Annotated in this window: 18 protein-coding genes; 9 read left to right on the forward strand and 9 right to left on the reverse strand. The window is 71.3% G+C overall.

Annotated features, from left to right (window positions below):
• Window positions 1-133: 133 nt before the first annotated feature.
• The 3 genes from WQ56_RS04820 to cmk form a co-directional block, all read right to left on the reverse strand.
• Complete coding sequence (locus tag WQ56_RS04820; protein WP_255350605.1) at window positions 134-451, reverse strand: integration host factor subunit beta; 318 nt, start codon at window positions 449-451, stop codon at window positions 134-136.
• A gap of 48 nt (window positions 452-499) precedes the next feature.
• Window positions 500-2,188 (reverse strand): 30S ribosomal protein S1, encoded by a 1,689-nt coding sequence (rpsA, locus tag WQ56_RS04825; RefSeq protein ID WP_047135971.1) that lies wholly within the window; start codon window positions 2,186-2,188, stop codon window positions 500-502.
• 268 nt (window positions 2,189-2,456) lie between these two features.
• Complete coding sequence (cmk, locus tag WQ56_RS04830; protein ID WP_047135972.1) at window positions 2,457-3,137, reverse strand: (d)CMP kinase; 681 nt, start codon at window positions 3,135-3,137, stop codon at window positions 2,457-2,459.
• Window positions 3,138-3,246: 109 nt separating this feature from the next.
• Here cmk and ykgO point away from each other — a divergent pair, with 109 nt between their 5' ends.
• From ykgO to WQ56_RS04860, 6 genes are all read left to right on the forward strand, one after another.
• On the forward strand, window positions 3,247-3,372 hold the full coding sequence (gene ykgO / locus WQ56_RS04835; RefSeq protein WP_005913193.1) for a type B 50S ribosomal protein L36: 126 nt from the start codon (window positions 3,247-3,249) through the stop codon (window positions 3,370-3,372).
• A gap of 217 nt (window positions 3,373-3,589) precedes the next feature.
• Window positions 3,590-3,919: a hypothetical protein gene (locus WQ56_RS04840; protein WP_047135973.1), complete on the forward strand. Its 330-nt coding sequence runs from the start codon at window positions 3,590-3,592 to the stop codon at window positions 3,917-3,919.
• A gap of 19 nt (window positions 3,920-3,938) precedes the next feature.
• Complete coding sequence (locus WQ56_RS04845) at window positions 3,939-5,003, forward strand: agmatine deiminase family protein (RefSeq protein WP_047135974.1); 1,065 nt, start codon at window positions 3,939-3,941, stop codon at window positions 5,001-5,003.
• 144 nt (window positions 5,004-5,147) lie between these two features.
• Window positions 5,148-6,050, forward strand: a complete 903-nt coding sequence (locus WQ56_RS04850; protein WP_047135975.1) for a carbon-nitrogen hydrolase — start codon at window positions 5,148-5,150, stop codon at window positions 6,048-6,050.
• A 6-nt stretch (window positions 6,051-6,056) separates the two neighbouring features.
• Complete coding sequence (locus WQ56_RS04855) at window positions 6,057-6,602, forward strand: GNAT family N-acetyltransferase (RefSeq protein WP_047135976.1); 546 nt, start codon at window positions 6,057-6,059, stop codon at window positions 6,600-6,602.
• A gap of 4 nt (window positions 6,603-6,606) precedes the next feature.
• A complete protein-coding gene (locus WQ56_RS04860; protein WP_047135977.1) occupies window positions 6,607-7,815 on the forward strand; it encodes a TraB/GumN family protein in 1,209 nt (402 codons plus the stop codon).
• A gap of 153 nt (window positions 7,816-7,968) precedes the next feature.
• On the opposite strand, the gene WQ56_RS04865 is transcribed toward WQ56_RS04860, so the two are convergent.
• From WQ56_RS04865 to WQ56_RS04875, 3 genes are read right to left on the reverse strand one after another with little or no spacing between them, the layout of a single operon-like run.
• Entirely contained in the window at window positions 7,969-11,058 is a 3,090-nt protein-coding gene (locus WQ56_RS04865) for an efflux RND transporter permease subunit (RefSeq protein WP_047135978.1), read from the reverse strand.
• Complete coding sequence (locus tag WQ56_RS04870; RefSeq protein WP_047135979.1) at window positions 11,055-14,561, reverse strand: efflux RND transporter permease subunit; 3,507 nt, start codon at window positions 14,559-14,561, stop codon at window positions 11,055-11,057. Before WQ56_RS04870 ends, WQ56_RS04865 begins: the two co-directional genes overlap by 4 nt.
• Window positions 14,561-15,685 carry an efflux RND transporter periplasmic adaptor subunit gene (locus WQ56_RS04875; protein ID WP_047135980.1) on the reverse strand — a complete coding sequence of 375 codons (1,125 nt, stop codon included), beginning with the start codon at window positions 15,683-15,685 and terminating at the stop codon, window positions 14,561-14,563. The genes WQ56_RS04870 and WQ56_RS04875 overlap by 1 nt, the downstream gene beginning before the upstream one ends.
• Before the next feature lie 235 nt (window positions 15,686-15,920).
• Between WQ56_RS04875 and WQ56_RS04880 the strand changes: the two genes are divergently transcribed.
• Window positions 15,921-16,289, forward strand: a complete 369-nt coding sequence (locus WQ56_RS04880; protein ID WP_047135981.1) for a cytochrome c — start codon at window positions 15,921-15,923, stop codon at window positions 16,287-16,289.
• A gap of 5 nt (window positions 16,290-16,294) precedes the next feature.
• Window positions 16,295-16,717: a cytochrome c gene (locus WQ56_RS04885; protein ID WP_082132218.1), complete on the forward strand. Its 423-nt coding sequence runs from the start codon at window positions 16,295-16,297 to the stop codon at window positions 16,715-16,717.
• Between the two features lie 264 nt (window positions 16,718-16,981).
• On the opposite strand, the gene WQ56_RS04890 is transcribed toward WQ56_RS04885, so the two are convergent.
• Window positions 16,982-18,625 carry a hypothetical protein gene (locus tag WQ56_RS04890; protein WP_047135982.1) on the reverse strand — a complete coding sequence of 548 codons (1,644 nt, stop codon included), beginning with the start codon at window positions 18,623-18,625 and terminating at the stop codon, window positions 16,982-16,984.
• A 31-nt stretch (window positions 18,626-18,656) separates the two neighbouring features.
• The gene (locus tag WQ56_RS04895) at window positions 18,657-19,250 is read right to left on the reverse strand and encodes an NfuA family Fe-S biogenesis protein (RefSeq protein ID WP_047135983.1); all 594 of its coding nucleotides are present in this window, start codon (window positions 19,248-19,250) and stop codon (window positions 18,657-18,659) included.
• Window positions 19,251-19,348: 98 nt separating this feature from the next.
• On the opposite strand from WQ56_RS04895, the gene WQ56_RS04900 reads away from it, so the two are divergent.
• Window positions 19,349-19,702 (forward strand): 4a-hydroxytetrahydrobiopterin dehydratase, encoded by a 354-nt coding sequence (locus WQ56_RS04900; protein WP_047136134.1) that lies wholly within the window; start codon window positions 19,349-19,351, stop codon window positions 19,700-19,702.
• Between the two features lie 30 nt (window positions 19,703-19,732).
• Here the strand turns inward: WQ56_RS04900 and WQ56_RS04905 are convergent, their stop codons facing one another.
• Complete coding sequence (locus tag WQ56_RS04905; protein ID WP_047135984.1) at window positions 19,733-20,695, reverse strand: RluA family pseudouridine synthase; 963 nt, start codon at window positions 20,693-20,695, stop codon at window positions 19,733-19,735.
• Between the last annotated feature and the right edge of the window lie 160 nt (window positions 20,696-20,855).

The raw sequence follows: 20,855 nt of genomic DNA on the forward strand, positions 1-20,855 counted from the left end.
GCGCGACCGGACACGCGGCCACGGCATCGCGCGACGGCCGGCAGCCGTCGTCGATCCTAACCGCTCGGGGATCGGCGGCGCCAACCACGCACGGCGGCGCCACGGGAACAGGAAACGGCGCGCGTTGGCGCGCTCACTCGTCCGCAGGCAGCGGCTGCACGTCGCTGACGCGGTCGCGCAGCTCCTTGCCGGGCTTGAAGTGCGGGACGTGCTTGCCCGGCAGCGCGACGGCGTCGCCGGTCTTGGGATTGCGGCCGGTACGCGGCGGGCGGAAATGCAGCGAGAAGCTGCCGAAGCCGCGGACCTCGATGCGGTCGCCGGCCGCCAGCGCGCCGCCCATCATCTCGAGCATGGCCTTGACCGCCAGGTCGACGTCCTCGCCCTTGAGATGGGCCTGCCGCTGGGTCAGCAGCTCGATGAGTTCCGACTTCGTCATGTCTCGTTCTTGCAGATGCGCGAACGCCGGCCCGGGACGGAGCCCGGACCGGCGTCGAACGCATTACTCCGACTTGTTGCCCAGCTGCTCGCGCAGCAGCGCGCCCAGCTTGGTGGTGCCGCTCGAGGCGTCCGAGGCCTGCTTGTTGTACTCGGCCAGGGTCTCGGCGGTCTCCGCCTCGTCCTTGGCGCGGATCGACAGCTGCAGCGAACGGGTCTTGCGGTCCATGCCGAAGTACTTGGCCTCGATCTCCTGGCCGACCTTCAGGTGCTGGCTGGCGTCGTCGATGCGCTGGTCGCTGATGTCGCGCGCCGACACGTAGCCTTCCACGCCCTCGCCCAGGTCGATGACCGCACCCTTGGCGTCGACTTCCTTCACGGTGCCCGAGACCTTCGAGCCGCGCGGGTTGTTGGCCATGAACTGGCCCAGCGGATCCTGCTCGAGCTGCTTGACGCCCAGCGAGATGCGCTCGCGCTCCGGATCGACCGCCAGCACGACGGCCTCGAGGGTGTCGCCCTTCTTGAAGTTGCGGGCCACGTCCTCGCCGGTGGAGTTCCAGGCGATGTCCGACAGGTGGATCAGGCCGTCGATGCCGCCGTCCAGGCCGATGAAGATGCCGAAGTCGGTGATCGACTTGATCTGGCCGTCGACCTTGTCGCCCTTCTTGTGGATCGCGGCGAAGGTCTCCCACGGGTTGCTGGTGACCTGCTTGATGCCCAGCGAGATGCGGCGACGCTCCTCGTCGACGTCGAGCACCATGACCTCGACCTCGTCGCCGACCTGCACGACCTTCGACGGGTTGACGTTCTTGTTGGTCCAGTCCATCTCCGACACGTGCACCAGGCCCTCGACGCCCGGCTCGATCTCGACGAACGCGCCGTAATCGGTGACGTTGGAGACCTTGCCGAACACGCGGGTGTTGGACGGGTAGCGGCGCGAGATGTTGTCCCACGGATCCTCGCCCAGCTGCTTGAGGCCGAGGCTGACGCGGTTGCGCTCGCGGTCGTACTTGAGCACGCGCACTTCCAGCTCCTGGCCCACTTCCACGACCTCGGACGGGTGGCGCACGCGCTTCCAGGCCATGTCGGTGATGTGCAGCAGGCCGTCGATGCCGCCCAGGTCGACGAACGCGCCGTAGTCGGTGAGGTTCTTGACCACGCCCTTGAGCACGGCACCCTCGACGAGCTTCTCCATCAGCGCCTCGCGCTCCTCGGAGTGCTCGCTCTCGACGACCGCGCGGCGCGAGACGACGACGTTGTTGCGCTTGCGGTCGAGCTTGATCAGCTTGAACTCGAGTTCCTTGCCCTCGAGGTAGACCGGGTCGCGGACCGGGCGCACGTCGACCAGCGAGCCGGGCAGGAACGCGCGGACGTCCTTGATGTCGACGGTGAAGCCGCCCTTGACCTTGCCGCTGATGCGGCCGGTGATGGTCTCGTTCTTCTCGAGCGCTTCCTCGAGCTCGTCCCACACCATCGCGCGCTTGGCCTTCTCGCGCGACAGCACGGTCTCGCCGAAGCCGTTCTCGAGCGAGTCCAGCGCCACCTTGACGGTGTCGCCCTCGGCCACGTCGATCTCGCCGGCCTCGTTACGGAACTGCTCGATCGGCACGATGCCTTCGGACTTCAGGCCGGCGTTGATCACGACGACGTCGGTGCGGACCTGCACCACGACGCCCGAGACGATGGCGCCCGGCTTGAGCTTGGCCAGGTTGGTCTGGCTCTGTTCGAACAGTTCTGCGAATGATTCGGTCATTTGGTGAATACCTGGTTGATGTCGGACCGGGCCGGCCGGCGACGGAGCGCGCGGTGCCGGTGGTCCACCCGTTGATCGGCCGTCGCGGGATTGCAGGGCCGTGAGTGTTGGCGTGGATGACACCCGGCGCCGCGCCTGCGCGCGGTGCCGGAACCGTTGGAGCGATGACGCGGTGTTGCGGGAGCGGCGCGCCGGGCCGGACGCTCCGTTCGGGGACACGCGACTGCCGGTTCGGGCCGACGCCGGACGGCGCGCGAGGGACGGGATGTCAGCCCATGCGCGCCGGCAACAGCGCCAGCACCTGCCCCACGACGGCCTCGATGCCCAGGCCGGTGGTGTCGATGCGGACGGCATCCTCGGCCGGCCGCAAGGGCGCCACCGCGCGGCTGGCGTCGCGGGCGTCACGCGCGAGGATCTCGCGCAGCAGACCGTCCATTGTCACCGAAACCCCCTTGCCCTTCAACTGTTTATAGCGCCGATCGGCGCGCTCCTCGGCGCTCGCGGTCAGGAACACCTTCCAGCGGGCGTCGGGAAAGATCACCGTGCCCATGTCGCGCCCGTCGGCCACCAGGCCCGGCGGCTGCCTGAATACGCGCTGCCGGTCCTTGAGCGCGGCCCGCACCTCGGGGATCGCGGCGATCGCGGACGCCGCGGCGCCCGCGGTCTCGGTCCGCAGTTCGTCGGTCGCGTCGTGGCCGTTGACGATCACGCGCGGCTCGCCGCCGGCGTCGTCGCGGAACGTGATCGTGGTGTCGAACGCGCAGCGCACCAGCGCGCCGGCATCGCCCAGGTCCAGGTCGGCCCAGCCGGCCGACACGCCGACCGCCCGGTACAGGGCGCCCGAATCGAGATAATGCCAGCCCAGCCGCTGCGCCACCGCGCGGCTGATCGTGCCCTTGCCGGAGCCCGAAGGCCCGTCGATCGTCAACACCGGCACCTCGGCCGTCATTCGCATCTCCCGGCGCTGCGGCCCCGGAGGACCCAAGCGCTTGAATCGTGTGGAAATCAACCGCTAGAATAGCCGGCTTGCCGTCCGTATCCCATCCCAGAGGTTTGTCATGAAGGTCCTGTCGTCCCTGAAGTCGGCGAAGACCCGCCACCGCGATTGCAAGGTTGTGCGTCGCCGCGGCAAGGTCTTCGTGATCTGCAAGTCCAATCCCCGCTTCAAGGCGCGCCAGCGCTGAGAGCGAGGCGGGAGCACGCGCGCCCGGCGCCCGTGCATCCCGAATCCTGCGCCTGCCCTCCCAGGGACGGCGCGGTACGCGAGGGCCGCAGCGATGCGGCCCTTCGTCGTATCGGCGCCGTGCGCATGCAGTGCCGTCGCAGCTATTCTGCTACATAGCCGCGACGCCGCCGACACGCATCGGCCGCTCGCCCCGTCCGCAGACCAGGAGCTACGTCATGTCGCGATCCCCCGTCACGGTCCTCGTCGGCGCCGCCCTCGGCGCGGCGCTGCTGCTCGGCGCGCCCAGCGCGTCCGCCGACACCCTGCTGGTCGATCGCACCCGGCAGCCGGCCGGGCTGTCGGTACCCGCGCGCGGCATGACCATGGCCCAGGTCGAGGCCGGCTTCGGCGTGCCGTCCGAGCGGCTCGAGCCGCGCGGCGGCCAGAAGCGGCAATGGCCGACGATCCATCGCTGGGTCTATCCCGCCTTCACCGTCTATTTCGAGCGCAACCGGGTCGTGGACACGGTCGCCAACCGCGCGACCGCGTCCGAGATCGGCCCCTAGCCCGCCATCCGTTGAATCCATGACGACAACCGCATTGCGCTTCCCCGCGGAGTGGGAACCCCAGTCCGCGATCCTGATCGCCTGGCCCACCGAGGACACCGACTGGGCCGACCGCCTGGGCGAGGTCGAGGACACCTACATCGCTTTGGTCGCGGCGATCACCCGGTTCCAGCCGGTGGTGGTCTGCGTGCCGGACGAGGACGTGCAGAGCTACGCCTACGTGCGCCTGGCCTCCAACCGCGTCGACATGGACCGGGTGCGCTTCGTCGAGGCCGCCTACGACGACACCTGGCTGCGCGACTCGGGCCCGATCACGCTGGTATCGCGCGACGCCGCCGGCACGGCGACGGCCGAGGGCGCGTTCCGCCTCAACGATTTCCGCTTCACCGGCTGGGGCGGCAAGTTCGACGCCAGCCGCGACGACCGGCTGGTCGGGCACCTGCATGAGGCCGGCGTGTTCGCCGGCGGCGCGCAGCGCCGGCAGCTCGACTTCGCGCTCGAAGGCGGCGCGATCGAGACCGACGGTGCCGGCACGCTGCTCACGACCTGGCGCTGCCTGCACGAGCGCCACCCCGACGCGACGCGCGAATCGCTGACGGCGCGGCTGTCGGACTGGCTGGTGCAGGACCGCGTGCTGTGGCTCGACCACGGCTACCTCGAGGGCGACGACACCGACGCGCACATCGACACCCTCGCGCGCTTCGCGCCGGGCGATGCGATCGTCTACCAGGCGTGCGACGACGTCGACGATCCGCACCATGCCGAACTGCAGGCGATGGCCGACGAGATCGCCGCGCTGCGCACGCCCGGCGGCGCGTCGTACCGGCTGTTCCCGCTGCCGTGGCCGCAGCCGATCCTCGACGACGGCCGCCGGCTCGCCGCGAGCTACGCCAACTACCTGGTCCTCAACGGCGCGGTGCTGATGCCCGCGTACGGCGACCCCGCCGACGACGCGGCCGCCGCGGTGCTGGCGCAGGCGCATCCCGGGCGCGAGATCGTGCAGGTCCCGTGCCGGCCGCTGATCTGGCAGAACGGCAGCCTGCACTGCATCACGATGCAACTGCCGGCCGGTCTGCTGGCCTGACGGCGGGCGCCCCGCCCGTCCGGCGCGCGCCGCGGGCGCAACCTGTACGCACGCCACGCGTGCGGCGCGTGGCGCTTGTCCGGGGCGCCGGCGCCACCATGTCGTCGCGTTAGCATGTCGTCTTCCCTCTGAGGGCCCGAATCCATGTCCCGCAAGACCACGCTGCCCGTCGCGCTGATCCAGGAGCGCGCCATCATCGACCGCGGCGCCGACAACGCCGATGCGAACCTCGCGATCATCGAGTCGCGCGTGGCCGAGGCGGCGCGCCAGGGCGCGCGGCTGGTGCTGCTGCAGGAACTGCACAACGGCGCGTACTTCTGCCAGGAGGAGAACGTCGACGCGTTCGATCTCGCCGAGCCGATCCCCGGTCCGAGCACCGAGCGCCTGGCCGCGCTGGCGAAGCAGCACGGGGTGGTCGTGGTCAGCTCGCTGTTCGAGCGCCGCGCCGCGGGCCTGTACCACAACACCGGCGTGGTCTTCGATGCCGACGGCAGCCTCGCGGGCAAGTACCGCAAGATGCACATCCCCGACGATCCGGGCTTCTACGAGAAGTTCTACTTCACGCCCGGCGACATCGGCTTCAAGCCGATCGACACCTCGGTCGGCCGGCTCGGCCTGCTCGTGTGCTGGGACCAGTGGTACCCGGAGGCCGCGCGCCTGATGGCGCTGGCCGGCGCGGACCTGCTGCTGTACCCGACCGCGATCGGCTGGGACCCGACCGACGACGACGCCGAGAAGACCCGCCAGCGCGACGCCTGGATCCTCAGCCACCGGGGCCACGCGGTCGCCAACGGGCTGCCGGTGCTCTCGTGCAACCGGGTCGGGCACGAGCCCTCGCCGCTGGGCGCGGCCGGCATCGACTTCTGGGGCAACAGCCACGTGCTCGGGCCGCAGGGCGAGTTCCTCGCGCAGGCGGGCGGCGACCCGACGCTGCTGACCTGCGAGGTCGACCTGGACCGCAGCGAGCACGTGCGCCGGATCTGGCCTTTCCTGCGCGACCGCAGGATCGACGCCTACGGCGATCTGCTCAAGCGCTACATCGACTGACCGCCGGTGGCCGCCCCTGCCCCCGGCGTCCTGGCCCGCGACGCGCACGACGGCGACCTGGACGCGATCGCCGCGCTGTACGCGCGCGAGGTCCGCGACGGCGTCGCCACCTACGAGTACGACGCGCCCGACACCGACGAGATGCGCCGGCGCTGGTCGGCGCTGCGCACGGCCGGCTACCCGTACCTGGTCGCCGAGCTCGACGGCCGCTTCGCCGGCTACGCCTACGCCGGCAGCTTCCGCTCGCGCATCGGCTACCGCTTCACCGTCGAAAGCTCGGTGTACGTCGCCCATGCGCTGCACGGCCACGGCGTCGGCCGCGTGCTGATGGAGGCGCTGATCGCCGCCTGCGCGCAGCGTGGCTTCCGCCAGATGATGGCGGTGATCGGCCCGCCGCAGGGCGGCCCGTCCGTGCGCTTCCACGAGCGCCTCGGCTTCCAGACCGTCGGCGTGCTGCCCGGTTCGGGCCGCAAGCACGGCCGCTGGCTCGACACCATCCTGATGCAGCGCGCGCTCGGCGACGGCGCGACCACTCCTCCCGAAGACGAATGACCCGATGACCGATTCCGCCTCCACGTCCTGGCAGACGCAGCCGCACGCGATCGTCGAGCGCGACGGCGTGCGCTACACGCTGCTGGGCACTGCCCACGTCTCGAAGGTCAGCGTGGAGGCGGTCGAGGACGCGATCGGCAGCGGCGCGTTCGACGCGGTCGCGGTCGAGCTCGATCCGCAGCGTCTGCAGGCGATCACCGACCCCGACGCGCTGGGCAAGCCCAACCTCGTCGACGTGATCCGCAAGGGTCGCGTCGCGCTGTTCGCGGCCAACCTCGCGCTGTCGGCCTACCAGCGCCGGCTCGCCGAGCAGCTCGGCATCGAACCGGGCGCCGAGCTCAAGCGCGCGGTCGCGCTCGCCGACGCGCACGGGCTGCCGGTCGCGCTGATCGACCGCGACGTCGGCCTGACGTTCCGCCGCACCTCCGCCCGGCTCGGACTGATGGGCAAGCTCCGGCTCGGCGGCAGCCTGATGTCGGGCCTGCTGACCAGCGAGGAGATGGGCGAGGACGAGATCGAGAAGCTCAAGCAGGGCGACATGCTCGAATCGAGCTTCGGCGATTTCGCCCGCAGCGATCCGAAGCTCTACGAGACGATCATCGCCGAGCGCGACCGCTACATGGCCGCGCGCCTGCGCGGCGACGTCGGCGATGCGCGCGAGGTACTGGCGATCGTCGGCGCCGGGCATCTGGCGGGCATCGCGCGCCACCTGGGCGAGGACACCCAGGCGCCGGCGGCGATCCGCGCCGAACTCGAGCAGGCGCCCGGCAAGCGTCGCTTCCCGTGGTTCACCACGCTGCTGATGGCGCTGATCCTGGCGATGATCGGCTGGGGCTACTGGCACGGCGGCGTCGACGTCGGTCGCCAGCTGCTCCAGGAATGGGTGCTGATCACCGCCGCGTTCGCCGCGCTCGGCGCGCTCGCCGCCGCCGCGCACCCGCTGGGAATCCTGGCCGCGGCGATCGCCGCCCCGCTCAAGCCGTTCCGCCCGCCCGGCGTTTCGCCCGGCCTGTTCAGTGCGCTGATCGAAGCGCACATGCGCAAGCCGGCCTACGGCGACTTCCTCGCGCTGCGCGACGACGCGGGCACGTTCCGCGGGTGGTACCGCAACCGAGTCTCGCGGACGATCCTCAATTTCATGCTGACCAATGTCGGCTCGAGCATCGGGGTGTGGGTCGCCGGGCTGCGGATCGCGCGGACGTTGTTCGCCTGACCGGGCGACAGCCCTCGGAACCTACGTGCCGGAACCGCGGATGCAGCGCCCTGTAGGAGCGCGCTTGCGCGCGATGGGCATTGCCGCGCCGGCCCCATCGCGCGCAAGCGCGCTCCTACGGGCTCCGCCCCATGAGGATGGTCGACGTCGTCTTCAGCCGGCCGTCGCGGCCTCCGGTGCCGGCACGCCCTGCGCGCGCCGGAGCATGCGCGCCGAGCCGTGGCGCAGGTCGTCGAGGATCGCGTAGATCGTCGGCAGGAACAGGAGGCTGACCACCGTCGAGAACGCCAGACCGCCGGCGACCGCGCGCGCCATCGGCGAATAGGCCAGGCCACCGAGCACGACGGTGTCGCTGAGCGAGATCGGGATCATCGCCAGGATCGCCGTGCCCATCGTCATCATGATCGGGCGCAGCCGTTCGCGGCTGCCCTCCACCAGCGCCTCCAGGCGCGGCATGCCCCGGCGGCGCAGGTTGTTGATGTGCTCGACCATGATGATGCCGTTGTTCACCACCACGCCCATCAGCACCAGGATGCCGATGAAGGCCATCACCGTGAACACCGTACCGGTGAGCCAGAACAGCCAGAACACGCCGAACACCGAGAACAGCACACAGCTCATGATCGCCGCCGGGAACAGCAGCGACTCGAACACCGCGGCCATCACCACGTAGATCATGATCACCGCGATCAGCAGGTTGAACAGCATCTGCCGGCTCGCCTCGGCGTCGTCCTCGAAACCGCTGCCGGAGAACGTGTAGCCGTAGCCGGGCGGGAACGCGACGGTGTCGAGCGTGCGCTCGAGCGCCTTGCGCGCGTCGGGCATCGTGGTGTCGCCCGCGAGGTTGGCCTGCAGCGTCAGCGACGTCTGCCGGTTGGCGCGGGCGATGCGGCTCGCGGCCGGTTCCACGCGCATGTCGACCAGGCTGGTCAGCGGCACGCTGCGGCCGTCGGGCGCGCGCACCATGAAGCTCGCGATGTCGGCCTGGCTGTACTGCTCGGCGCCGGCGAAGCGCACCCAGACCGGCACCTCGTCCTCGCCGCGCCGGAACTCGCGCAGCTGGCTGCCGCGCAGCGCCAGGCCGACGAAGCTCGACACCTGCTCGGCGGAAAAGCCGAACGCCGCCGCGCGGTCGCGGTCGACGCGGATGGCGAGCTCATGGTTGAGGTCGCCGGCCTCCACGCGCACGTCGCGCAGCGCCGGATTGGCGGCGAGCATCGGGATCACGCCGTCGGCGAGTTCGCGCAGCACCTGGGTCGAGTCGCCGACCAGCTGGACCTGCACGCCCTGCCCCGTCCCGCCCCCACCGCCGCCGCCCGGTCCGCCACCGCCGCCCACCCCGACGTCGGCGCGCGCGGACTTGGGCAGTGCCTGGCTGATCGCCTCGGTCAGCGCCTTGGTGTCGCCGACCGAGTCTTCGAAGGTGATCATCGTCCCCGAGTCGCCGCCCTCGCCGAACCACGAATAGATCTGGCGGATGCGGTACTGCTCGCGGCGTTCGTCGAGGAACGTCTCGTACCGGCGCACCTCGTCGGAGCGCTGCTGCAGGTTGTAGCTGCCCTTCCACTGGTAGTAGAGCTGGATCTCCTTGCCGCCGCTGCCGTCGCCGAACATGTCGAACCTGGTCTGCGTCATCGGCACAAGACTGACCGCGATCACCAGCACGATGCCGGCTACGCTCCAGCCGCGATGCTCGAGCGACCAGCGCAGCAGCCGCGCATAGCCGCGCTGCAGGCGCGGGATCAGGCCATCGGGACGGGCGACGGCCGGCGGCGTCTTCATCCGCGCCGACATCATCGGGATCAGGCTCACCGCGACCAGCCACGAGGCCAGCAGCGACACCGAGATGGTGACCGCCAGCTGGGTCATGAAGATGCTGATGTTGTTGGTCTCGCCCAGCAGGTTGGGCACGAACACGATGCAGTGGCACAGCGTGCCGGCCGACAGCGCGATCGCGACGTGGCGCGTGCCCAGCACCGAGGCCAACCACGGCTGGTCGGGCATGCGCTCGCGTTCCTGGTAGATGCTCTCGACCACGACCACCGCGTTGTCGACCAGCATGCCGACCGCCAGCAGCAGGCCCATCAGCGACAGCACGTTGAGCGTGACGTCGAAGAAGTGCATGAAGCCCAGCGTGATGACGAAGCAGATCGGAATCGCCAGCGTCACCATCAGCGTCGAGGGCCAGTGGCGCAGGAAGAAGTACAGCACGACGATCGACAGCACCAGGCCGATCGCGCCGGCCTCGACCAGCTCCAGCAGCGAGGAGGTGACCTCCTCGCCCATGTTCTGGGTGATCTTGACGTCGATGCCTTCCAGCCCCGGCTCGCTGCGCGCCGCCTCGACCTCGGCCAGCACGGTGCGCGAGACGTCGACGAGATTGGCGTCGCGCTCCTTGTAGATCTCCAGGCCCACCGCCGCGCGCCCGTCCAGGCGGCGGCCGTAGTCCATGCGCTGCGCCCTGAAGCGCACGTCGGCGATGTCCGACAGGCGCAGGCCCTTCTGGTCGATCACCAGGTCGCGCAGCTGCTGCAGGTCGTCGATCTCGCCGACCGGCTGCACCCGCAGCCGCTGGCCGGCTTCGAGGATCTGCCCGGCCGAGACCGAGAAGTTCATCGCGCGCAGGCGGGTCGCCAGCGCGTTGAGCTCAATACCGTGCGCGGTCAGCCGGTCGGGATCGACCGCGATCTCGACCTCGTTCGGCGGCGCGCCGCTGATCTCCACGCGCGCGACCCCGGGCACGCGCTCGAGCCGGCGCTTGAGCTGGCGGTCGATCAGCTCGTAGCTGCCCGACAGGTCGACGTTCGCCGCCAGGCGCATCCGCAGCACCGGTTCGTCGCTGCTCGACCACTTGTGCACGAAATAGCGGCGGAAGTCGTCGGGCAGGTCGCCGCGGATCGCGTCGATACGTTCGCGGGCATCCGAGGCGCTGATCGCGATGTCGCGGTCCCAGTCGTTGAACTCCAGGAACACGAACGCGCCATCGGCGTTCGCCTGCCCGCGCATGCGCTTGATGCCGCTCATCGTCGCCAGCGTCTCCTCGGCAGGCCGCAGCAGGTTCTGCTCGGCCTCGGCCGGCGTGGAGCCGGCATAGGGCAGCTCCACGAACAGGAACGGCGCGGAGATGTCCGGCAAGGCCTCCAGCGGCAGCCGCACCGCGGCGATCAGGCCGATCACGACCATCGACACGAAGCACATGATGGTCGTGACCGGGCGGCGCAGGCTCAGCTCGGCGATGCTCATGACGCGCTGGCCTCCGCGTCCGGACGATCCGCCGCCGCGCCCAGCCGCGCACGCCTGCCGCGCTCGGCGTAGTGGGCATCGGACTTGCGGTCGAGCAGGTCGTAGACGACCGGGATCACCAGCAGCGTGAGCACCGTCGACACCGCCAGGCCGCCCATGACCGTGATCGCCATCGGCGAACGCACTTCCGCACCGTCGCCGAAGGCCAGCGCGAGCGGCAGGAAGCCGAACAGCGTCGACAGCGTCGTCATGACGATCGGGCGCAGGCGCGAGCGCGCACCCTCGACCAGCGCCTCGCGCTTGGCCACGCCGGCCTCGCGCAGCTGGTTGACCTTGTCGATGAGGATGATCGCGTTCTTGACCACCAGGCCGACCATCAGGATCAGGCCGATGAAGGCCACGACCGAGATCGTGTTGCCGGTCAGCAGCAGCGCGCCGATCGCACCGACCATCGCCAGCGGGATCGTGAACAGGATCACGAACGGATGCAGCAGCGATTCGAACTGCGAGGCCATCACCAGGTAGACCAGGAAGATCGCCAGCGCGAACGCCATCAGCAGCGAGCGCATCGACTCGGCGAGTTCCTCGCCCTGGCCGCCGATGTGCAGGCCGACCTCGGGTCCGAGCGGGTTCTGGGCGACCATCTGCCGCACCTCGGCCATCGCCGCGCCCAGGTCGATGCTGCGCAGGTTGGCCGACACGACAGCGACGCGCACCTGGTCGGCGCGGTGGATCTCGCTCGGGCCGATCGTCGCGACGACGTCGGCGACCGAATCCAGCCGCACCGCCGCGCCGCTGCCGGGATTGACGATCAGGTTGCGGATGCGGTCCACCGAATCGCGCTCGCGTTCCTGGGCGCGCACCAGCACGTCGATCTTGCGGTCGCGGAAGTTGTAGCGCGTGGCCACCTCGCCGCGGACCGCGCGCACGACCGCGTCGGCGATCTGCCGCGTGGTCAGGCCGAACGCACCGGCGCGTTCCTGGTCGAACACGATCTGGATCTCGGGAAAGCCCTGCTCCACCGTGCTCTTGACGTCGGCGTAGTGCGGGTTGGCGCGCAGCAGTTCCGCCATCCGCTGGCCGGCCTTCGCCAGCCCGTCGAGGTCCTGCCCGCGCAGTTCGATCTCCAGCGGCGTGGAGAAGCTGAAGATCTGCGGACGGGCGAAATCGACGGCGACGCCGGGATGGTGGCGCATCGTCTCGCGCAGGCGCTCGGTCTGCAGCGCCTCGAACTCGCGGCTGCCGCCGCCACTCATGACGATGCTCAGCCGGCCGATGTTCTCGCCACTCTCGGTCGGGTTCGCGTCCAGGCGCGTACCGCTGCCGCTCACGCCGAACAGCAGTTCGACGCCGTCGTCGCCGGCATGGGCCTGCTGCACCTCGCGCATGATGCGGTCGGTCTCGCGCAGCGGTGTGCCCGGCGGCAGCTTGGCGGTCATCTCGAAGCGGTCCTGCGCCAGCTGCGGAATCAGGTCGGTGCCCAGCAACGGCACGGCGAGCATGCTGACCGCGAACACCGCCATCGCGGCGCCGAGCACCAGCCACGGCCGCGCCAGCGCGGCGGGCAGCGCGCGCAGGTAGCCGCGTTCGGCGCGTGCGTAGGGCGCCATCGCCAGGTCGCTGGCCCGGCCCATGACGCCGCCGACGACACGCGACACGCCGCGCCAGGCCCGCACGACCACCCAGACGATGCCGAACAGCGCACCGCGGATGCCCGCGCCCACGCCGCGCCCGGCCGCCGCGAACGGCTTCTGCCAGCGGCGCTCCGGGCGCCACTGCGGGTGCGGGGCTTCTTCCGGGAACGCCAGCGGCGGACGGCCCTTGAGCGACGCCAGCATCGGGATCAGCGTCACGGCGACGAGCAGCGAGACGCCCACCGCGATCGCGATCGTCAGCGCCTGGTCGCGGAACAGCTGCCCGGCGATGCCCTCGACGAACACCAGCGGCAGGAACACCGCGATGATCGTCAGCGTCGAGGCGACCACCGCCATGCCGACCTCGCGCGTGCCGCTGATCGCCGCCTCGAGCACCCCCAGCCCGCGCTCGCGCGCCTTGGCGATGCTCTCGAGCACGACGATCGAGTCGTCGATCACCAGCCCGGTCGCCAGCGCCAGGCCGCCGAGCGACATGACGTTGAGGCTCAGCCCCAGCTGGTCCATGAAGAAGAACGTGGTGATGATCGACACCGGCAGCGACAGGCTCACGACCAGCGTGCTCCAGCCGTTGCGCAGGAACAGGAAGATGATCAGCACCGCCAGCGTGCCGCCGATCAGCGCATCGGTGCGCACGTCGTGGATCGCCGCGCGCACGAACTTCGACTGGTCGTCGACGACGGTCAGCGTCATGTCCGGCGGCAGCTCCTCGCGGATGACCGCCAGCCGCGCCTGGATCGCGTCGGCGGTCGCCACCGTATTGGCGTCGCCTTCCTTGTAGATCGCCAGTTCCACCGCCTCGTCGCCGCCGAGCCGGATGATGCTCTCGCGCTCCTTGAAGCCCTGGCGAACGGTGGCGATGTCGCGCAGCCGGATCGCGCGCCCGCCGGCGATCGTCGTGCCGTCGCCGCCCGAGGCGCTCTGCACCGACGCAGCCGCGGCCAGCACCGCCTGCGAACCGCTGGCCGCGGCGATCGCGGCCATCTGCTGCGCTGCGCTCGCGGCCGCGTCGTCGCCGCCCGTCTGGGTGGCGACCAGCATCTCGCCGATCTGCTCGACCGTCGCGAACTGGTTGACCGTGCGCACCAGATACCGCTGCGTGCCCTGGTCGAGCCGGCCGCCCGACAGGTTGATGTTCTCCTGTTGCAGCCGCTGGATCACGTTCTCGATCGGCAGGCCGATGCGCGCCATCTGCTGCAGGTCGAGATCGACCTGCACCTCGTCCTCGAAGCCGCCGCCGACCTTGACCGCGGCCACGCCGACGACCGGCTCGAGCTTCTTCTTCAGGTCGTCGTCGGCGTAGCGGCGCATGCGCGTGAGCTCGTCGACAGCGTCGCCCTTGTCGCCCGCCGTCAATGCCAGGCGCAGGATCGGCTCGGTCGAGGGATTGAAGCGCAGCAGCACCGGCGGCGTGACCTCCAGCGGCAGCGACAGCGTCTCGAGCTTGTCGCGCACCTCCAGGCTCGCCTGGTCCATGTCGGTGCCCCAGGCGAACTCCAGTACCACGTCGCTCTGGCCGGTGCGCGAGATCGAGCGCAGCTTGCGCACGCCCTTGACCACGCCCACGGCCTCCTCGACCGGTTCGCTGACCAGCGTCTCGATCTCCGCCGGCGCCGCCCCGGTGTACTCGGTGCGCACGGTCAGCGTGGGATAGCTCAGATCGGGCAGCAGGTTGACCTTGAGGTTGGTCAGTGCGATCAGGCCGAACAGCATCAGGCTGATCGCGACCATCCACACGGTGACGCGGCGGCGCGTGGAGAACTCGACCAGGTCGAAGCGTCCTGGCGGCGCGGCGTGCGGATCCACGGCCGGGCCGTCGCCGGCGGGGCCGTGCTGCGGGTCGCCGGCCATTACTGCGCGTCGCCCTTGGCGTCGCCGGCGGGCCCGGCGGCCGCGACGGGCGCCTCGCCGATCACCTGCACCGGACTGCCCTCGCGCAGCGCGACCTTGCCTGCCGTCACCACCGGCGCGCCGTCGTCGAGCCCGCTGCGGATCTCGATCAGGTTGCCGTCGACGTAGCCCAGCTCGACCGGCACGCGCACCGCCTTGCCGTCGCGGACCGTGAACACCGCCGCCTCGTCGCCGTCGTCGAGCAGCGCGGTGCGCGGGATCACCAGCGCGTCGGCGCGCTGGTCGTAGTCGATGCGGATGCGGCCGAACATGCCGGCGCGCAGCGTGCCGTCCCCGGCGAACGCGCACACCACGCGGAACGTGCCGCTGCGCGACTCGACGACCGGCGCCACGCGCTCGACCACACCCTCGAAGGTCTCGCCCGGCAGTGCATCGACCTGCAGCCGCACCGGCTGGCCGCGCTGGAGCACGCGCAGTTCGCGCTCGGGCACGTTGAGCGTGGCCTCGATCCGCGCGTTGTCGACGATGCTGAAGATCGGCGTGTTGATCTGCACGAAGTTGCCGGTGCGAATCATGCGCTGCGAGATCACGCCGGCGATCGGCGCGGTCACCGTGGTGTAGGACAGCTCGAGCTGGGCCATTTCGTACTGCGCGCGCGCGGTGTCGAGGTCGAACTTGATCTGGTCCAGGTCGTTGGCGCTGATCATCTGCTGGCCGACCAGCTGCTGCGCGCGGCGATGGCTGTTCTCCAGCTTGCCCATCGTCGCCCGGCTCTGCTGCACGGCCAGGCGCGCGCGATCGGGGTCGAGCCGCACCAGCGGCTGGCCGGCGCGGACCGTGTCGCCCTCCTCGACCAGCACCTCCAGCGCGATGCCCGAGGTCTTGGCGACCACGTCGGCCCCGCGCGGCACGTCCAGCGAGGCCGTGCCGACGTAGCTCGCCGCCACGCTGCGCCGCGTCACCGCCTCGGTCTCCACCGGGACCGGCGCCTGCGCCGCGTCGCCGGGCTTGGCCTGGGCATCGCCCCCGCCCCCCTTGCATGCGCCCAGCCCCACGACGGCGGCCAGCAGGACGGTGCTGGCGAGGATGCGCCCGGAGGACGCGCGAACATGCAGTGTCGACATTGGAATGAAGGAGCCCCTACGGTGTGGTAGCAATGTAGTTCACCCGAACATGTGGCTTCATCCGCCATTGGTCATGGTGACCTCCCGCGTCGCGGCAGTCTCCACGGGCCGTTGGGCTTGCGGAAACGCCGTGGCTATACTGGACCGGTTGCCCGCGGTTCAGCGACCGCCCGCAGGCCACGTCCGACGCTTCCCCGACAGCCGTTCCAGCCACTCAGGATTGCGGATTACCAAGATGACGCGACCGCTGCTGCTCGCCACCTGCCTCGCCCTCGCCGCGACGGCCTCTCTCCCGGTCCTGGCGCAGACCGCCGCCCCGCCGGCCGCGGACGCCCCCAACGCGCCGCTCGCGGGCGACGCCGGCAACGGCCGCACGCTGACCTACACCTGCCAGGGCTGCCACGGCGTCGAGGGCTACCGCAACGTCTATCCCCACTACCACGTGCCCCGGATCGGCGGGCAGTCGCGCCAGTACCTGGTCAACGCGCTCAACGAGTACAAGCGCGGCACGCGCCGGCACCCGACGATGCAGGCGCAGGCGCAGAGCTTCTCCGACCAGGACATCGCCGATATCGCCGCCTTCCTTTCGGAGCTGACCCAGTGAGCGGCATGAACCGGACCTCCCTGATCCTGATTCCGGCCCTGGCCGGCCTGCTCGCCGCCTGCGGCGGCCCGTCGGCCGACGAATCGGCGCACGGTGGCCACGGCTCGTCCTCGGCCGGCCTGCCCGACGGCTCGATCCAGGCCGGCGAGCGCGCGGCGAACGTCAAGAGCGCCGCGACCGGCCAGACCTGCCTGGACTGCCATGGCGCCGGCGGCAACGCGCCGCTCGACGCGACCTACCCCAAGATCGGCGGGCAGTTCCGAGACTACCTCGCCCACTCGCTGCAGGCCTACCGCGACGGCACGCGCGAGCACGCGCTGATGTCGCAGCAGGCAGCGGGCCTGAGCGACCAGCAGATCGCCGACCTGGCGGCCTACTTCGCCGCGCAGCCGAGCCAGCTGCGCGACCTGCGCGGAGTGCACGACTAGGGGGGATTCGGGATTCGGGATTCGGGATTCGGGATTCGGGATTCGCAGGATGCTCGCCCCGGGATATCGCGGGGCGAGCCCTGCAGGCATGTCGGCGCGGCCGTGGCTGCGAGGGCATTCCCGGGCCGGTATCGCGCGCGAGCGCGCTCCTACGGGCACCGCCCGGGAACATTCGCTTGGCGCGGCGATCGGTAGGAGCGCGCTCGCGCGCGATGCGCCTGGATGCGCCGATGCGGCGATGCGTTTCTCGCTGAAGACGCGCCCTCAACCGCCCAGGCTGTCGCGATCTTCCTGCAGTTCCGGCTTCCAGGGCACGTCCGGCGGCGGTCGGCCATCGGTCTCGACGTCCTGCATGTTCGGATCGGTGATCTCGCAGCCGCCGCCGAAGGCCAGTAGCGCGACGTTGCACTGGATGGTCTTGCTGGTGCCGGGGATCGGGATCAGCACCGTCTGCACGCTGCGCCGCACCCATTCCTCCAGCAGCGACTCGCTCGGCACCCAGTAGCGGTCGAAGCGCGTCGACTCGTAGCCCGGTGCCGGCCGGCGCAGCCACGTGCCCATCCGGTCGATCTTCTCGAAATCCTCGGTGATCGTGCCCGGCGGCAGTCCGCCGCCCACGCGCCCGCCATCGGCCAAGCGCGGGCGACCGTCGGCGCCGAACAGGCCCGAGGGCCTGCCCGGCCGGCCGCCGTCGCGGGCGATGGCGGCGTCGCCCCAGTCGTCGGCGGCACGGGTCGACGGCGCGGCGCCGGGCGGGGCCGCGGCAGCGGACCCGTGTCCGGCCGTTGGTGCGGGCGTCCGGTCGCCCGCACCGGGTGCCGGCGTGGTGGCACCGCCCGGCGCAGGCCGGGCCGGCGCCTGCGCGACAGCGGGTGCGGGCGTGGGTGCAGCCGTTTCGCTGGCCGGGGCCGGCGCAGGATCGCGCAGGGGCACCGCACGATCGCGTGCGGCGACCTCGGGCGCCGGGCGCGCGGCTGGCGCCGGCGTCTCGACGGTCACTTCGCGTCGTGGCGCCGTCGGCAGTCGCACCGTCTCGGTCGCCTGCGCCACCGCCCGCTCGCGGACCTCGACCTGCACCACCGGCGTGTCCGGCTCGGGCGGCGCCAGGTCGACGCGCTGCGGCGCGCGCACGGCCGGGATCTCGACCGCCTGCAGCGAGGCGTCGGGCACCGGGCGTTCGCGCACCGCGACCTCCGGCACCGACGCGGCCGGACGCGGCGGCGGCAACGTGAACGCGATGTCGGGCATCGGCGTCTCGGTGACCTGCAGCACGTCCTGCGCCGGTGCCGCGTCGGCATCGGCCACCGACTGCGCGGGTGCCGGATCCTGTGTCGGGGGGGGCGGTACCGCGGGCGCGGGCGTCGTTGTCGGCGCGGGCGCCGGATCGGCGGGCGATGCCGGCGCGGCCGCCGCGACCGGCGTCGAAGGCGCCTGCACCTCGCCCGCCCCGCCGCCGGCGTCCTCGGGCGTGCCGTCGCCGACGAACACCGCCTCGACGACGTGTTCCTCGCCGCGCGCGGCGGCCTCGGTCGCCGCCAGGAACCGCGCCTGCATCAGCAGCAGCAACAGGGCCAGCCAGGTCAGCTGGACCAGCAGCGTCGTCGCCACCGAGACGATGCGCAGGCCGCGTTCGTCGCGCGGATCGGGCTCCCACAACGGATAGGCCAGGCTCGCCCAGGCGGCCAGCGCATTGCGCGGCGGCGCGACGCGGCGCCTCGGCCGCGGCGGCCGGCCCGCCAGCAGCGCGACGATCGCCCCGGCGGCGGCGCCGGTCACCGCCCCGGCCCGTACGCGCATGGCCGCGAGCCAGTCGGCCCAGCCCGGCGGAAACGCCGGCGCGGCGTCCGCCGATCCGACCGGCCGCCGCCTGCGGCGGAGCGCCTCGATCAGGTCGGCGGAGGTGAACATCCGTCGGTGGCCGCCGGCTGCCGGGCCCGGGTCAGGCCGCGTCGCGCGGCACGTACGGCGCGCTGCCGCTGCCGTGGTCGGTCGCGTCGCGCACCGCGGTCACCCCGGGCACCTTCTCCATCAAGGTCTTCTCGATGCCCTGCTTGAGGGTCACGTCGACCAGGCCGCAGCCGTGGCAGCCGCCGCCGAAACGCAGCACCACCACGCCCTCGGCGGTGACTTCCTGCACCGCCACGTTGCCGCGGTGCTGGGCCAGCTGCGGATTGACCTCGTTCTCGACGATCCAGTGCACCCGCTCGACCAGCGAGGCGGCCTCCGGCGGCGCTTCGCCCTTGATCTTCGGCGCGCGGATCTGCAGCTGACCGCCGGTCGCGCGGGCCTCGTAGTCGATCTGCGCGCCGTCGAGGTACGGCACGCTGGGCGCGTCGAGCCACAGCGTGAAGCCCTCGCAGTCGATCGCCCACTCGTCGCCTTCCAGGTCGCCGGGCTCGGCGAATTCCAGGCGCACGTCGGCGCGCGTGGTGCCCGCATGCACCGCGGCCAGGCGGACGCCCAGCCCGGGCAGCGCCTCGCGCTCGATCAGCTTGCGGAAATGCGTCTGTGCGGATTCGGAGATGTTGATCATGGGCGTATTCTAGCGGGCCCGGGCCGGCGAACGTGCCGGTCGCCATCTGTCGCATGAACGGCCGGCGCGACCGGTCGCCGCTGCCGAAGGAGCTGCCGATGTCCGACCTGATTCCCCTTGCCGACGCCCACTGCATCCCCCGTCGCGGCGCCGAGCACCGGCTGCCCGAGGCGCGGGTGCGTGAGCTGCTGCCGCAGGTGCCCGGCTGGACGCTCGCCGAGGACGACCGCGCGCTGACCCGCACGTTCCGCTTCGACGACTACTACCGGACCATGGCGTTCGTGAACGCGCTGGCGTTCGTCGCCCACCGCGAGGACCACCACCCGGACCTGGGCGTGCACTACGACCGTGTCGAGGTCCGCTACTCGACCCACGACGTCGGCGGGCTGAGCGAGAACGACTTCATCTGCGCGGCCAAGGCCGACCGGCTCGTCGGGCCGTCCGCCGCGTAGCGCGCAGGAGTTTCCGGCCGTCCGCCCGGCTCAGCCGAGCCGGTCCAGCGCCTCGCGCAGGTCGGCGGCCAGCGGCGCGTTGAGCACGTAGGCCTCGCCGTCGTCGAGTGCGAACTCCAGCGACGCGGCGTGCAGGAACAGCCGCCGCAGCCCGATCTGGTCGCGCAGGCGCCGGTTGACCGCCGGATCGCCGTACTTGTCGTCGCCGGCCACCGGGTGGCCGATGTGCTGGGCATGCACGCGGATCTGGTGCGTGCGGCCGGTCTCGATCCGGACCTCGCAGTACGACTGACCGCCGCGGCGCTCCAGGATCCGGAAGTGACTCAGCGAGGGCTTGCCCGACGCGTTGACCTGGACGTGGCGCTCGCCACCCTGGCGCAGGCCCACGTGCAGCGGCGCGTCGACGCTCATCGTGCCGTCGGGCAGGCGCCCGGCCAACAGCGCGAGGTAGCGCTTGCGGATGCCCGCCCCATGGTCCTCGCGCATCAGCGCCTGCAGTTGGGTCAGCGCCGAGCGCTTCTTGGCCAGCACCATCAGTCCCGAGGTGTCCCGGTCCAGCCGGTGCACCAGTTCCAGCGACTGGTTCGGGCGCAGCGCGCGCAAGGTCTCGATGACCCCGAAGCCGATCCCGCTGCCGCCATGGCTGGCGATGCCGGTCGGCTTGCTGATCGCCAGCAGGCGCGCGTCCTCGAACACGATGCTCGCGTCCATCGCCGCCAGCAGTCCGCGCGACGGCGTCCCCGCCTCCCCGGCCGGCGCCAGCCGGACCGGCGGGATCCGGACCTCGTCGCCGGCCTCGAGCTTGCGCTCGGCCTTGGCGCGGCCGCCGTTCACGCGGACCTGCCCGCTGCGCACGATCTTGTAGACGATCGACCGCGGCGCGCCCTTGAGCTGGCCCAGCAGGAAGTTGTCGAGGCGCTGGCCGGCGCGGTCGTCCGCCACCCGGACCAGCCGTACGCCGCCGCCGGCGGGGCCGGAATCGTTGTCGGTCATCGTCGCTTATTTATCTGCTACACTCGGGTCGCGATATAAGGTGCTGATTTCCCTGGAAGATCACGGGCCAAAAGCCCACCTTCCGAAGGTCTCCGGACAGTGCGCGGCCACCGCCCCAGGGGCGGCCATGTTAGCGGCTGGACGGCAACGCTGCTTATCG

Origin of the sequence: Luteimonas sp. FCS-9, from assembly GCF_001014645.1 — a bacterium.
GTDB lineage: Bacteria > Pseudomonadota > Gammaproteobacteria > Xanthomonadales > Xanthomonadaceae > Luteimonas.